The 14,462-nt window shown below is 45.8% G+C and carries 11 protein-coding genes; 6 read left to right on the top strand and 5 right to left on the bottom strand.

Annotation, left to right across the window (positions count from 1 at the left end; genetic code table 11):
- Positions 1-111: 111 nt before the first annotated feature.
- The 4 genes from QUA78_RS10600 (at position 112) to QUA78_RS10615 (ending at position 6,654) form a co-directional block, all read left to right on the top strand.
- Complete coding sequence (locus QUA78_RS10600; protein WP_333302642.1) at positions 112-900, top strand: ABC-2 family transporter protein; 789 nt, start codon at positions 112-114, stop codon at positions 898-900.
- 302 nt (positions 901-1,202) lie between these two features.
- The gene (gene nirB / locus QUA78_RS10605) at positions 1,203-3,767 is read left to right on the top strand and encodes a nitrite reductase large subunit NirB (RefSeq protein ID WP_333302640.1); all 2,565 of its coding nucleotides are present in this window, start codon (positions 1,203-1,205) and stop codon (positions 3,765-3,767) included.
- Between the two features lie 217 nt (positions 3,768-3,984).
- Complete coding sequence (gene nirD / locus QUA78_RS10610; RefSeq protein WP_333302639.1) at positions 3,985-4,344, top strand: nitrite reductase small subunit NirD; 360 nt, start codon at positions 3,985-3,987, stop codon at positions 4,342-4,344.
- A 216-nt stretch (positions 4,345-4,560) separates the two neighbouring features.
- A complete protein-coding gene (locus tag QUA78_RS10615; protein ID WP_333302637.1) occupies positions 4,561-6,654 on the top strand; it encodes a HEAT repeat domain-containing protein in 2,094 nt (697 codons plus the stop codon).
- Between the two features lie 88 nt (positions 6,655-6,742).
- On the opposite strand, the gene QUA78_RS10620 is transcribed toward QUA78_RS10615, so the two are convergent.
- The 5 genes from QUA78_RS10620 to QUA78_RS10640 form a co-directional block, all read right to left on the bottom strand.
- Positions 6,743-7,636, bottom strand: coding sequence for a hypothetical protein (locus QUA78_RS10620; protein ID WP_333302636.1), 894 nt, complete (start codon positions 7,634-7,636; stop codon positions 6,743-6,745).
- Positions 7,633-9,186, bottom strand: coding sequence for a DUF3696 domain-containing protein (locus QUA78_RS10625; protein ID WP_333302634.1), 1,554 nt, complete (start codon positions 9,184-9,186; stop codon positions 7,633-7,635). Before QUA78_RS10625 ends, QUA78_RS10620 begins: the two co-directional genes overlap by 4 nt.
- 121 nt (positions 9,187-9,307) lie before the next feature.
- Positions 9,308-9,448: a hypothetical protein gene (locus QUA78_RS10630; RefSeq protein ID WP_333302632.1), complete on the bottom strand. Its 141-nt coding sequence runs from the start codon at positions 9,446-9,448 to the stop codon at positions 9,308-9,310.
- A gap of 78 nt (positions 9,449-9,526) precedes the next feature.
- Complete coding sequence (locus tag QUA78_RS10635) at positions 9,527-11,236, bottom strand: pentapeptide repeat-containing protein (protein WP_333302630.1); 1,710 nt, start codon at positions 11,234-11,236, stop codon at positions 9,527-9,529.
- 287 nt (positions 11,237-11,523) lie between these two features.
- Positions 11,524-11,940 (bottom strand): hypothetical protein, encoded by a 417-nt coding sequence (locus tag QUA78_RS10640; protein ID WP_333302629.1) that lies wholly within the window; start codon positions 11,938-11,940, stop codon positions 11,524-11,526.
- Positions 11,941-12,194: 254 nt separating this feature from the next.
- On the opposite strand from QUA78_RS10640, the gene QUA78_RS10645 reads away from it, so the two are divergent.
- Together QUA78_RS10645 and QUA78_RS10650 are read left to right on the top strand one after the other, a co-directional pair.
- The gene (locus QUA78_RS10645) at positions 12,195-13,964 is read left to right on the top strand and encodes a S8 family peptidase (protein WP_333398784.1); all 1,770 of its coding nucleotides are present in this window, start codon (positions 12,195-12,197) and stop codon (positions 13,962-13,964) included.
- Positions 13,961-14,182: a hypothetical protein gene (locus tag QUA78_RS10650; RefSeq protein ID WP_333331106.1), complete on the top strand. Its 222-nt coding sequence runs from the start codon at positions 13,961-13,963 to the stop codon at positions 14,180-14,182. The genes QUA78_RS10645 and QUA78_RS10650 overlap by 4 nt, the downstream gene beginning before the upstream one ends.
- Positions 14,183-14,462 lie beyond the last annotated feature (280 nt).

Genomic DNA, 14,462 nt, shown 5'->3' on the forward strand with positions numbered 1-14,462 from the left:
TAACACCGAAAACTTGAACAGGCAAGATGCCTGTTCCACTAGAGTTTCAATGTTGTGTGGAACGGGCATCTTGCCCGTTGCTAACACTGAAAAATTAAATCTAACAATGATATGACAAAATCAATCAGAATTGCTAAAACTTTGTTATTTACCTACTACGCTTATATGCTCGAATACCGGGCAGAATTGTTTTTGTGGGCCCTGTCGGGAGCTTTGCCATTTATCTTGATGGGTGTTTGGATGCAGGCGGCCGAGACTGGTCAATTTGGGCTGAATTCCCTCGACTTTGCCCGTTATTTTTTAGCAACTTTCATTGTCAGACAAGTAAATGTAGTTTGGGTAATTTGGGAGTTTGAAAAGGAAGTAGTGCAAGGCAAGCTATCTAATAGATTGTTGCAGCCTCTCGATCCCGTATGGCACCATTTCGTATCTCATGTTTCCGAAAGGTTTGCAAGGCTGCCCTTTGTATTCGGATTAGTGCTGCTATTTTTTGCACTTTACCCGCAGTCTTTTTGGCTGCCGAGTTTGGGCAGGTTTTTACTATTTTTGTTGGTTATCGTCTTGACTTTTTGTTTGCGGTTTCTGATACAGTATACTTTTGCGCTGTTTGCTTTTTGGCTGGAAAGGGCAAGTGCGATCGAGCAATTCTGGTCTTTAATTTACCTGTTTTTATCGGGAATTACTGCGCCGCTAGAAGTATTTCCCGCACCCGTGCGCGAAGTAGTTTTGTGGACCCCTTTTCCTTATTTGATTCATTTTCCCGCTTCAATCTTGATCGGATTGCCCGTAGATGTAGGCCGCAGTTTGTTGGTAATGTTGGGTTGGAGTATGGTGTTTTTTGTGTGGAATCGCTGGCTTTGGCGACAGGGCTTGAAGCAGTATTCGAGCATGGGAGCTTAAATAATAATTAAAAATTAGAAAACTGTAAGGTGCGTCACAGTAAAAATGTTAATCTTTTTGTCAAAAATACTTAGCTGACGCACCATTCTTAACTGTGAAAAAAATCTAAAATCTAAAATCTAAAATCTAAAATCCACTGACGCACCTACTTAAGTCGATCGCAGACATCATGCAAAAATGCAATCGGGAGTATTCGACAATTGCATAAACATCGATTTTTTGTATCTATAAGTACAAAAGTTTACCATAAAGTCTTATATTAATAAACCCAACGACTGATAAACGGGATAAAAGAGATTCTAATGACAGCCAAAAAAAACCTCATTGTAATCGGCAATGGCATGGTAGGTCACAAGTTCCTAGAGTTAATGGTCAGCTCGGATGCTGCCAAAAACTGGAATTTAATTACTTTTTGTGAAGAACCGCGCGTTGCTTACGATCGCGTAAACCTCAGCGGATTTTTCTCTGGCAAAACAGCGGGAGATTTATCTCTAGTTGCACCTGGATTTTATCACGAAAACGGCATCCAAATTTACATCGGCGACAAAGCAGTCGCCATCAATCGCGAACAAAAAATAGTCTCTTCAGCCAACGGTTTAGAAGTTCCCTACGACAAAATTGTTCTTGCAACCGGTTCCTATCCATTTGTGCCATCAATTAAAGGCAAAGACGCTACAGGGACTTTTGTTTACCGGACAATTGACGACCTGGAGGCGATGTCAGATTACGCTAAAAATTGCAAAATTGGCGTAGTAATTGGTGGCGGTTTGTTAGGTCTAGAATGTGCTAACGCTCTGCAAAATATGGGCTTAAAAACTCACGTTGTTGAGTTTGCATCGCGGCTGATGCCCGTGCAAGTTGACGAAATTGGCGGTGCAATTCTCCGCAGCAAAATAGAAGAGTTGGGGGTTTCGGTTCACACCAGCAAATCTACAACAGAAATTGTTAGCGAAGATGGCAAAGTTACTAAAATGCTGTTTGCTGACGGTTCGGAATTGGCAACAGATCTGATAGTGTTTTCTGCTGGCATTCGCCCCCGCGACGAAATTGCCAGAAGTTGCGGTATAGAAGTAGGAGAACGCGGTGGCATAATCATAAATGATAGCTGCCAAACCTCCGATCCAGACATTTATGCGATCGGAGAATGCGCGCTTTATCAAAGTCGCATCTACGGGTTAGTTGCGCCTGGGTATACAATGGCAAGCGTAGCGGCAGATATTTTGAGCAGTGCAGCGGATGACGGGCAAGATGCCCGTCCCACTAGCACTTTTACAGGTGCGGATATGTCCACTAAACTCAAATTATTGGGGGTGGATGTCGCTAGTTTTGGAAATCCTTTTCCCAAGTCGGGCGATGCTAAAGAAATTGTTGTCGCTGACACCTTCCAAGGTATTTACAAAAAATTAGTTTTAAATCAAGACGGTAGCCGGATTTTAGGCGGAATTCTCGTGGGAGATGCTTCGGCTTACGGCACTTTGCTGCAATTCATGCAAAATGAAATTGCTCTGCCGCCGCATCCAGAAGATTTGTTAATGCCACCGCGAGAAGGGGGATCACCTGCGGGTTTTGGAGTAGACAGTTTGCCGGATTCGGCTCAAATTTGTTCTTGCAATAATGTTACCAAAGGGCAGATTTGTGCAGCGATTCGCGATCGCAATTTAACCGATGTTGCCAGCGTCAAGAAATGCACCCAAGCTGGTACGGGCTGCGGCGGCTGCGTGCCTTTGGTGACGGATATCTTCAAGTCGGAGATGAAGAAAGCTGGGTTTGCCGTCAAAAATTATCTCTGCGAACATTTTGAATATTCCCGTCAAGAATTGTACCATTTAGTGCGTTCTCAAGAGATTAAAACATTTGAGGAGTTGATTGAAAGACACGGCAAAGGTAAGGGTTGCGAAATTTGCAAGCCTGCTGTTGGTTCGATGCTGGCTTCTACTTGGAATGACCATATTTTAGAGAAGTCTCACGTCGGTTTGCAAGATACGAACGATTACTTTTTGGCAAACATTCAGCGCGACGGTACTTATTCGGTGGTGCCGCGCATACCGGGGGGAGAAATCACGCCGGATAAGTTGATTGTTTTGGGGGAAGTTGCCAAGGATTTTGGGCTTTATACTAAGATTACTGGGGCGCAGCGGATCGATTTGTTTGGAGCTCGGGTGGATCAGTTGCCGCATATTTGGCGCCGCTTGATTGATGCGGGATTTGAGTCTGGACACGCTTACGGTAAGGCTTTGCGTACTGTAAAATCTTGTGTTGGTAGCACTTGGTGCCGCTTTGGGGTGCAGGATTCTACGAGTTTGGCGATCGAAGTTGAATTGCGGTATCGCGGTTTGCGATCGCCCCACAAGCTCAAATCTGCTGTCTCTGGCTGCACTCGCGAATGCGCGGAAGCTCAAAGCAAAGATTTTGGGATCATTGCTACGGAAAACGGCTGGAATTTGTACGTGTGCGGCAACGGCGGCATTAAGCCGCAGCACGCGGTTTTGCTGGCGACGGATATCGATAAGGAAACTTTGATTAAGTATATCGATCGCTTCTTGGTTTTCTACATCCGCACGGCCGACAGATTGGAACGCACTGCTACTTGGTTTAACAAGCTTGAGGGCGGAATTGAATACTTAAAACAGGTGATTATTGAGGATTCTCTGGGCATTTGTGCTGAGCTGGAAGCGCAGATGGAACATTTAGTGAATACTTATCAATGCGAGTGGAAAACGACGATTGAAGACCCACACAAGGTGCAGCGGTTCCAGCATTTTGTGAATTCCGATTTGCCCGATCCGAGTATTGTTCGTGTTGCGGAACGGGGACAAACGCGGCCTCCTTACGAATATGAAAAGGCTCTGGCTGGAGTTTCGGAATAACCCCTCGCCAGCCCTCCCTTTGCTAAGGAGAGGGAGTAAGATAACCCCTCGCCAGTCCTCCCCTTGCTAAGGGGAGGGAGCAAGAATCTCGTTCCCAGGCAAAGCCTGGGAATCAATTCCCGGAGGCAGAGCCTCGATCCGTCAGGCAAAGCCTCTAAACCTACGTTCCCAGTCTCCGGCTGGGAACGAGATTAAAGTAAATTAACAGGAAAAGAAGATGGTTCAATCATTACAAGTTTCGGATACTGTGACTACTTGGGTAGATGTGTGTTATCTGGATGCGATCGCCCCGAATACGGGAGTTTGCGCTTTAGTTGCAGGGGAACAAGTGGCAGTTTTCCGAGTGGGAAACGGGGATGAAGTTTATGCGCTTAGCAATTACGACCCGTTTAGCAAAGCTTTTGTGTTGTCGCGGGGACTTGTGGGGGATCGCAGCGGCACTTTGAAAGTTGCTTCTCCGATTTACAAGCAGAATTTTAGCTTGGCTACGGGTCAGTGTTTGGACGATGAAACGGTAAAAATTCCGACTTTTACGGTTCGGGTGGCAGCCGATCGCGTCCAAGTAGCTGTTAGCTAGATTGCGCTGCTCAATTGTTCGATCGCCATCCGCCAATACCTAACATTCCTGTGGGTAAGGGCGGATTTTGCATTAGGATGCGACCGAGGAAGTAGTTTTGGTATAAAATGGAGTCGATCGGCGACCTACTCCAGAAAAACTCAAAAAACTCTAAACTAATACTGGATCGGGTTTCGGATTTTTAATGCAAACAAACTCGATGGGCAGGATATCGGTATGTTCTTAAAAAAACTTGTTTCCGAAAATAATCCCCAGACAGTGGCAGAGTTAATCCACGCACAACTCAAAATCGGTCTACTGACTTGGAGCGAACTCAACACACAAGTTTTCTGCCAGCACTGGCGGGACGAATCTTTGCACGAAGTTCTGAGAGAAATTGCAGCCAAGCTCGACAAAGAAACAGCCAGCGAAATTATAGAATATTTGACAGCTCAAAACGGTCAAGAAGAAAAATTTATTAATTTGTTTTTAGCAGCGCAATGCCTGTTAAAAGTTAAAAATGGCGTTAAAAAAACAACAGAAAAAAAACTGTTAAAGGCCTTAAAAAAGTTATCGCAATACGGCACGGGTTTCCTGATTCTTTATCAAAGCGCTCAAGAATTGCAGGAAACTTATCAAATTCGCGATCGATCGATCGCCGCGATCGCCCAAACTTGGAAAAACGACCCGCAAACCCTACCCTGGCTGAAAATACTCGCTCACTCCAGTGACTGCGGCGAAGTCCGGGCCACAGCAGTCACAGCAATAGCCCGTGGTTGGCCAGACCAGCCAGAAATTTACCTGATGCTCAAAAACCTCGCCCAATCCGATGGAAGCTGGGCAGTGCGATCGACCTGTCTCCGAGAAATGGCTTGTGGTTGGCCAGACACCAGCGATACCTTGCCGCTGCTGACTGCTTTGGCTCAGTTCGATCAAAGTCCCGCAGTTCGCACCGCAGCACTCGAACAATTGGCCTCTAATTGGCCCGATCGCACAGATACCTTGCTGCTGCTGAGAAACGCCGCCGAATCAGACGAAAATTTGGGAGTGCGAGTCGCAGCGTGGCAAGAAATAGCCAGAGGTTGGCACAGCCTTTTAGGCACGGCCTCCCTGCTCAAAAACCTTGCCCAGACAGGAAGTTCTATCCTGCGAACCGTAGCGGTGCGGGAGTTGGCAGCGGGCTGGCCTGCCGCAGCCGACGTTTGCCTGCTGCTGAAAACCCTAGCCGAATCCGACAGCAGCAAAGAAGTGCGGACAGCAGCCTTAGAAGAATTGGCTTCGCACTGGCCAGGCGAGCCCGACATTTACCCGCTGCTGAAAACTAAAGCCGAGTCCGACGCGAGTTCGAGCGTCCGGCGGGCAGCAGTGCAAGCAATTGCCTCTGGCTGGCCCGGGAACCCCGAAACTCTGACTTTTTTGAAAAATATAGCATTGGGCGATCGCGACGCCGACCTGCGAGAAATAGCCCTACAACAGATAGCCGCAGGTTGGCCCGACCACCCAGAAACCCTGCCCCTGCTGCAAAAAATAGCTGATTCCGAGGATTACTGGACTGTGCGGCAAGTAGTAGTGGAGGCTGTCGCCGCACTGGCGTCAGGCAGTCTCGAAGTCTTTGGCTGGTTGCAAAATCTCGCCGAGTCAGACAGACACCTGAACGTCCGAGAAACTGCGGTGGAAGAGATCGCAAAACGCTGGTCTCACCGGGGCGAGACGCTGCCTTTCCTCAAAAGCCGGGTCGAGTTGGAGCATGATTCTCACCTGCTGAGCGTGCTGGTGCGATCGATCGTGCGGGGGTGGCCAGACGACCCGGAAACCTTGCCTTGGCTGAAAATTGAGATCTATTCTGGGGAAGCGCTGGTGCGGCAAGCGACGGTGCTTGAACTAGCTTACAACTGGCCGGACAATCCTGAAACTTGGATGCTGCTGGAGGCTAAAGCAGAGGGCGATGAGAGTCCCGCTGTCAGGCAAATCGCTTTGCAAAAGTTAGCCCGGGGGCGAACAAATCAGTCGCCAATTTTTGAGTGGCTCAAAATTAGAGCTCAAAAGGATGAAGATTCGCAGGTGCGGGCGATCGCCCTGGTAGAGTTAATGCGGGGATGGAAAGACGAGCCGGGAATGTTTGAGTTTTTGCGCGATCGAGCTTTGAGCGATGTTGATAATCAAAACGGTTCTTTTCCTTACAATCCGCGATTTACAGCGCTCGAAGCGATTATCGAACATTATCCCGAAAATCCGGGAGTTGTGCCTTTGTTGCGATCGCTTGCAGTTTCCGACGCCGACGAGCAAATCCGGGCCTTAGCGGGTCGCCGGCTACGCAGCCAAAACTGGTAAACAGAAACAATCTATTAGACATAGGAGTAAAAATTGGCGATATCTGCCCGTTTTTTGGTAGCTGCGGCGGGTATTGTGTAATAAAGTTCTACAAGCCGTCATCGTGTTCACCTTCATCGTAGTACCTTAAAAATTTCATTTTGTTATTAACATACTTGTAATGAATCCTGGTTGAGGATGGTCGTTGGGTAATCCTAAAACGATACTCTTTTTTCTTCGTCAGATACTCATCTTGTAAATGTGGGTCTCTAGCTGCTTCTTGCTTAGTTAATGTTAGTCTTTTTGCAGTCCACTCAATAATAGAAGTTCTGTGATTTTGAACTTTAATAATATCCTTTAAGAAAGATTTTGAAAATTCGTACTCATAGATCGGTTTTTTATCCAGCTTCTTAAATGCAATCTCTAAAGCTGTATTAAATTTTCCCTCCTCATCAATATTACTAGGCCAGTAGCTTTCTGTTAAGTCAATATGGTCAAGCCATTCAATTGGTTTAGCAATCACCACAGGATTAACTTGAAAAGAATGGCAGTCACAAAGAAAGGTAAATTCTTCCCTTATCCTATTAAAGCCCAAACACAAATACACATTTTCTTCTCGCTCTATAACTATGTGCATCAACTCCAAAAAAGCACACAAAGCTAAACCTTCAAAGCAGCTACAATTCAGAACTGGCTGCATTTGACATGAAGATAAATTTTCCTGGCTTTTTATAAATTCTCTTCTTTCAAAATTTAAAAACTTTTTATATAAAATCTGAACAAGTGGTAAATACAAATCCCTATCTTGACGCCAAGGTGGCAATTGAGGATGATCCCAAAGTAATGACTCTAGGTCATCTGTCCAATATACCCTTGTAATCTGATAGTTATTAATATTTTCCAAATTATCTAACAAATGGTTTAAAAAAGTATCTCTTTTTTCAGAATCTTGCCAATCAGATTCAGAGATAAAAAGAATTTCAGGCTCGAAAACAGCTTTCATTGCTTCTCCTGTTGATTCTTACTAGCACTGCTTCTGGCAAGTTGTCTTTTTTTTAGGCCGGCCTTTAAAATCTTTTCTTGTTCCAATGCCGTTTGATCAAAAAAGTCTACAGGCCAATTAGTAACTCCAAAATTTTCATCAATGCAAACTTCTTCGTAGACAGATCCAGAATCGGTTGCACTAATAAAATAGATTCCAATTAAATCTTTTAACGCACCTGTGTCATCTTCAACAATTCTTCTAACTAACCTATTGATAATGTGATCGCTGTGAGTTTCAACCATGACTTTCTTCCCAGAAAGAGCTAGTGCAATAAAATAATCAGATAATTGCATTTGAAGATTGGGGTGTAGATGGATCTCTGGTTGCTCAAGTAAGAGCGTATGCCGTTGTGGCATCCTTAATCCTTCTAAAAGAATCGGAAAAATTTGACTTACTCCAAAACCTACATCAGCGATGCTAACACGAGTTTTGGATGCAGAGTTTGAGTTAAGGTTTAGATAAACAATTTCATTACTAAGCTCAGACTTGAATCCTTTTATATTCATCAAATCTAGCCATTCTTCGACAGCATTAGATAAGGTCATTTCCTTTTTTTGCTTAAAAGAATTACTTTTAGTATCATAAAAATAATGATTGGAAATAGTTTGATCTTTGTCTGTTGAATAAATATATGCAGCATTTTCACCTTCTACACCAATTTCTGTCTTTTCTTGTTCGTTTATGTATCTTCTAGAAGGTCCTTTTTTTAATGGACCTATATAGCTATAGGATGAAAAAAGTCTTTTAAATAAATTATTTATCCTGTCAAATGAAAATGCAATATCTGATAAACCTGTTAGGCTTGTAGAGTCAGTTTCACTCACTGAGAATGATAAAAATGAAAATAAATTTGTAAATTCAACTTTTGCAGTCAGTCTTCCGTCTTGACTACTTTCCTCATCTCGTCTGATTCTATTTTTTATATTCTGCCAGCTAACTGTATATAAATCCTTATCGACAACAAGTTGTATATCAATAGAAGAACCTGGAATTTTTTGTTTATCTGAGTCTATTGTCTCAATCCTAAATTGGAGCTGCTCAACAGTAATTCTTTTTATATGATTTTTACTTTTAATTCTGTTTTTAATTTTAAGTTTAGGCGTTTTCACCACAAGTTTGATATAAATCAAAATATCTTCAGTCTGGAGTAATCCTATTTTTGGTGCGAAATCTATAAGCAACCTTCTTAGTTGAATAGTATTTATATAGTTAGGTGATTCTTCGTCTTCGTTATGCAGTTTAAAAGTAAATTCAAATACTAGGCGATTGTCCAAGTTTTTCTCGAAAATTATGTTTTCAAATGAGCCTAAATTTACGAACCTTCCATTTAGTAAAAGAATTTGGTTGGGATCTTGGCTTTCCAGAGTTTGTTTGAGCAGAAGTATGCTTTGGAGGATGGAGCTTTTGCCACAGCTATTGGTTCCACATAAAATTGTGATTGGTTTAACATTCAAGTCCTGTAAATTTTTAAACCCTTTGAAGTTCTCTAAAGAAATGTTTTCTAACATTTTTTTTAATTTTAATTTTTTTTGCTGTTCAGTCTAGTATATCCTATACATTAAGACATCTCCAACAATTCTTGTGGGACAGGCATCCAGCCCTCCCTAGAGCGGCTTTTCACTCCTATGTCTATTCATTCCCACAACAGGGCGATCGCAAACCGCACCGCTTCCCCCCATTACCGAACAGCGATCGATCGCAATCCGAAGCCGTTTTCTCCCACCTGAGCAACTGTTCCCGAACCACCCGCTCTTGCTTTGCCCGCTGCACGATGCTTGCAGTTTCCCACGCAGAAGAGCAAGTGCGGGTATTAGCCGCTCTCCGGCTTCAAGTGTTAAAAATTAACTGTTAATAATCGATCAAAAGGGCGATCGCATACCGCACCGCTTCCCCCATCATCGAACAGCGAACGCGATCGGACGCCGTTTTCTCCCACACGAGCAACTGTTCCCGAAAACCCGGGTCTTGCTTCGCCCGCTGCACGATCGCCTGACTGATGACTTTCTTTTGAATCTGCTCTGTCGGGATACCTTGCTGCTTCAAATAATCCAACAGCCGCTGCACACTTTCGGAGAATTTATCCGGCGTCTGAGACATCAAAATAAACGAAATTTGGCGCACCATTCGCTGGTAGATTTCCTGTCTTCTGAGCAATACTTCCTTTTGACCCGGCTCCGCCGACTCTGCACTGTTACTAGGAACAACCAAGCCAAGCAAACCTAAAATTTCAGCGCCCTTGGCTAAAACCTTTTCCAACATATCTGGATAAAGCGCCAATATACGATCGCCCAAAATCTTGCCATTCACCAAACGGTTCGCGCTCAGCCGCAGTAAATGTTGTTCTCCAGCAGACTCAAAAAATTGAACGTTCAACTTGAGATCGCGACTTTCCAACTCCACCCGACGCACCGTAAAAACCAAAGCCTCCCAATTAGGAGGTTCAGCAAAACACACCTCCACAATCGAACTTTCCTCTTGATGCTGCCGCCCCAATTCCCCAGACTCAAAATCGCGATCGACTGGCAAGCGATTTGCCGCAACTTTCGCAGTATAATCAAACTGAGTAAAAACATAGCGACAGTCAACTTTCGACAGATCGACATCTTGAACTTGCCAATTTTGAATGCAGCAGCCCGTAAGCTGCGCCCCCTCCAAATTCGTCCGAATTAAACGGCACTCAATCAAACAAGCTTCTCTTAAATCCGCCTCACCCAACATCGCATCCATCAAATAAGCGCCGCTCAAATCAGCTTTTTGCAAATCAGCATTACGCAAATTAGCTTCGCTCAAATCCGCCCGCAACAAATACACTCCTTGCAGGTTAGCTCGCAGCAAAAGCGCCTTCTTAAAACTAGCTTTCAATAAATAAGAACCCGCCAGATTCGCTCGACTCAAATCAGCGTTATCCAGCACCGCCTCAGTCAAATCCGCCCCCGCCAGCACTGCTCGGTGCAAGTCAGCGCCAGTCAGATTTGCCGATCGCATTTGAGCGCCATTCAAGTCAGCTTCAATCAAATTTACACCGAGTAAAATTGCCGATCGCAAATTCGCTTCCACCAAATGCGCTTCCCGCAAATTAGCACCAGTTAAATTAGCACCAACAAGACTGGCGCGGTTGAGATTCGCCTCCATCAATTCCGCAGCCATCAACTTCGCGCCGTCGAGTTTAGCCCCGGCAAAATTAATCTGGTCAGATTTAACTCCTTGAAGATTAGCACCGCCCAAATCCGCTTCGGGGAACGCGGCCCAATTGAGCTCTGCTGCTGCCAAACAAGCAAGGCGCAAATCCGCTTTAGCAAGATTTGCCCCGCTCAAATTTGCCCCGCTCAGATTCGCCCCAGCTAGCCCCGCACTGCGGAGATCCGCGCGGCGCAAACAAGCCCCTATCAGCTTGGCATTGCTCAAAAAAGACCAGCTCAAATTAGCACCGGTCAAGTTAGCACCAGTGAGGTCTATTTCTCGCAGGTTAACACCGCTTAAACTAGCGCCGCTGAGGTCTATGTGACCAAAGTTGCGCTCTCCCTGTTGATAGCGCTGTAAAAATTCTTGTGTTTGCATTCCGCAGATTGGGGGGCTGGCAATTTAGCTGTTTTAGGACGCGCTGGTCAATAACTTTAACTGTAAGGTACGCACGGAACACGAGCGGGCTAGGCACGGGGACACTACTCCTACTACTTACTGCAAGAACTCATGTCCTCCGGGTGATCCGTGTGTACTTTACCCCTATAGATGGCAGTTCAAAGGATTTGTTGCGTAAGTTCTATTTTTACTACCAGTTTTACAGACTTTTGTAACTTCAACTAGCCGAGTTCATATCTGATACGCTGCCCCGCCGGAGACTGCTTTTACCTAAAGCGCTGCAATTCTTGCTGCAAGTGTTTTCCCCATTTAGTCGCTAGAGGAATTTCTGTAAAAGGAACCTGCACCGCAGCAGCATCTTTCAACAAAAATTCGAGGGCGATGGGACTTCCAGAATTCGGCGGCGACTCTAAATCAACTGCCTGAGAGTTGACTAACAACCGCAGCGACTGCACGTCTTTTAAAGAAAAAGTTTGCAAATTCACAGGCCCGCTGCGAGTAGGTTTTCCCCAAGTTAAACTGTCTTCTTGCTGACCGAGTACAGCATAAATATCGTACTTGGCTTTAGCGAATTGTTCGGCCCAGACGCGATACGCTTCCAGCTTTTGATACTCGTTCCATCCAGCCCAAGCCAGCCCGATAAACATTGCCAGCAGCGGCAGCCACATTAAACCTCTTTCCATGCAATACCCTTGTTGAAAATACTCCAGGTTCTGTTTGTCATATATTCTAATGATACAATTAATTGAACTCCTAAAACTTGCTCTGCAATTTAAACTAGAAATTAGAGCAATTTTTGATCGAGCAACAGCCACCGCCGAAAAATACCAAACGCCCGCGTGCGAGATATCCACAAGCCACAGCAAGGAAAACTGGCGCTGGCGGTGAAAATTGGGTTATTGTGGTGAACAAGCCTTCCCTAAACGGACGATCGGCCATGAAAAAGTTTTTCCTTCTGTGCTTATTTTTAATCGGGCTCGGCTGGGCGATTTCTAATTTCCCAGGACTTTCTACTCAAGGCACTTACGACTCGATTGTGCTGGATTTTCGCGAAGATTTGGGTGCTGCTGAGATTGCAAAAGAAGTAAATGCGATCGCCCAACAGTACCAAGTCGCACCGCAACTCAACAGCGAATTCTCAGCGGGCGACAATGTATATGTAGTTAAGGGCGATCGCACGTTGCTAAAGGCCCTGAGAAAATCAAATTTGGCTAAAGATACCGAATACATTGAACCCAACTACGTCTACAGCGCTTTCGAGATTCCCAACGACCCCATGTATACCAAGCAGTGGAATCTCCGCAGCATCAACGTAGAATCTGCCTGGAACGAAACCAAAGGCAGCGGCACAACAGTAGCGATAATTGACACGGGTATTACTCCAGTCGCTGACTTAAAAGAAACCAAATTTGTACCGGGCTACGACTTTGTAAACGATCGCGCCGAAGCCTACGATGACAACGGCCACGGCACTCACGTCGCAGGTACTGTCGCCCAATCAACTAACAACAATTACGGCGTCGCAGGCATCGCTTACGAAGCAGCTTTAATGCCGCTAAAAGTGTTAAGCGGCAGCGGTGGCGGCACGGTTTCCGACATCGCCGAAGCAATTAAATTTGCTGCTGACAACGGCGCAGATGTCATCAACATGAGTCTCGGCGGCGGTGGCGAAAGTCAGTTAATGGAACAGGCGATCGACTACGCCCACTCTAAAGGCGTTGTGATCGTCGCAGCAGCCGGCAACTCCGGCGAAAGTTCCGCTTCCTATCCCGCCCGCTATCCCCACGTCATCGGCGTTTCCGCCCTCGGCCCCGACGACGAAAAAGCCTCTTACTCGAATTTTGGCGCAGGGGTTGACATTGCAGCCCCCGGCGGTTCTGAAATGGGCAAGATCCTGCAAAGTACGATCGACCCGGAAACCGGCGCCGAAGTCTTTGAAGGCTACCAAGGCACTAGCATGGCTTCTCCCCACGTTGCAGCCGTTGCAGCCCTGGTCAAGGCCTCCGGAATCACAGAACCAGACGCAATTCGCAGCGTACTCTTGCAGTCCTCGCGAACTGTCACTGAAGATCCGTTAAACCATTTTGGTTCGGGACACCTAGACGCAGCCGCAGCAGTTCAACTAGCCCAGCGCGGACAAATCAACTTCCGCGATTTCTTCCGCTGGCTGCGCGATAACGGCTATCTCAACCCCCGCTTTTGGATTGACGGCGGTGCAGTCGCCCTGTTGCCTAAAATTGCAATGGTGCTCGGTTCTTACCTGCTGGCTTTCTTTATGCGGAATTATTTTCCGTTCCAGTGGACTTGGGGCTTTTCTGGCGGCTTGATGGCTGGGAGTTCTGGGTTCTTTTTCCTCCGCAACTTGTTTGTATTTGACTTGCCGCAGTGGCCGATGCGGGTGATGGGCAGTTCTATTCCCGAACTCGGCGGTGCAATTAATGGCAGCAGTATGCTGAATCCCTTTTTTGCTAGCGTTTTGATTCCTGGGATTTTGATTGCTTTGCTGTTGGGACATCAACAGTGGAAGTGGATCGCGATCGCAATTTCGATCGGTTTTGCCAGCAGTTTAGCGGTGAATGCTTTTGTGTCTCCCGCAGTCTGGGGATTGGGCACAGGTTTGGTATCACAAACATTTTTGATTGTCAATGCTTTTCTGTGTTTCGGACTGGCGCGTTTAGCAATTAAAACAGAGGTGCGATCGGCATGAGTATTACTGTCAAAGGTGAAATTGAACGCAAAGGATTAGGCCCGGGCACTTGGGCTTTGGTTGGCCAAGATGGGGAAACTTACGAACTTAAGGATGCTCCTTCTGAGTTGAAAAAAGCTGGTTTGAAAGTCAGTGTTAAAGGTGAAGTCCGCAAGGATGTGATGACTTTTGCTATGATCGGCCCGGTGCTTGAGGTGCAGTCTTTTGAGGTGTTGTAGGTCGATCGACTAATCCAGCTTTCGAGCAAAAAAAACCCCGGCCAAAATTGGCTGGGGTTTATTAATCAGGGTGCATCTACTAATTTAATCTCCCGCCTGAGAGCACCTCTTTCAGGACACTTTGGCAGAATTTCCGAAAACTTGTGGTGAGGGCGTGCGATCGACAAAAAAAAACCCAAACCAAAAGTGGTCGGGAGTTAATTAATCAGGGTGCATCTACTAATTTAATCTCCCGCCTGAGAGCACCTCTTTCAGGACACTTTGGCAGAATTTCCGAAAA

This window comes from Microcoleus sp. K4-B3, from assembly GCF_036704615.1.
Classification (GTDB): Bacteria; Cyanobacteriota; Cyanobacteriia; order Cyanobacteriales; family Microcoleaceae; genus Microcoleus.

Bases quoted from the DNA above. Each gene is read 5' to 3' on its own strand.
- QUA78_RS10600 (WP_333302642.1), top strand. From the start codon at position 112: ATGACAAAATCAATCAGAATTGCTAAAACTTTGTTATTTACCTACTAC.
- nirB (WP_333302640.1), top strand. From the start codon at position 1,203: ATGACAGCCAAAAAAAACCTCATTGTAATCGGCAATGGCATGGTAGGT.
- nirD (WP_333302639.1), top strand. From the start codon at position 3,985: ATGGTTCAATCATTACAAGTTTCGGATACTGTGACTACTTGGGTAGAT.
- QUA78_RS10615 (WP_333302637.1), top strand. From the start codon at position 4,561: ATGTTCTTAAAAAAACTTGTTTCCGAAAATAATCCCCAGACAGTGGCA.
- QUA78_RS10620 (WP_333302636.1), bottom strand. From the start codon at position 7,636: ATGAAAGCTGTTTTCGAGCCTGAAATTCTTTTTATCTCTGAATCTGAT.
- QUA78_RS10625 (WP_333302634.1), bottom strand. From the start codon at position 9,186: ATGTTAGAAAACATTTCTTTAGAGAACTTCAAAGGGTTTAAAAATTTA.
- QUA78_RS10635 (WP_333302630.1), bottom strand. From the start codon at position 11,236: ATGCAAACACAAGAATTTTTACAGCGCTATCAACAGGGAGAGCGCAAC.
- QUA78_RS10640 (WP_333302629.1), bottom strand. From the start codon at position 11,940: ATGGAAAGAGGTTTAATGTGGCTGCCGCTGCTGGCAATGTTTATCGGG.
- QUA78_RS10645 (WP_333398784.1), top strand. From the start codon at position 12,195: ATGAAAAAGTTTTTCCTTCTGTGCTTATTTTTAATCGGGCTCGGCTGG.
- QUA78_RS10650 (WP_333331106.1), top strand. From the start codon at position 13,961: ATGAGTATTACTGTCAAAGGTGAAATTGAACGCAAAGGATTAGGCCCG.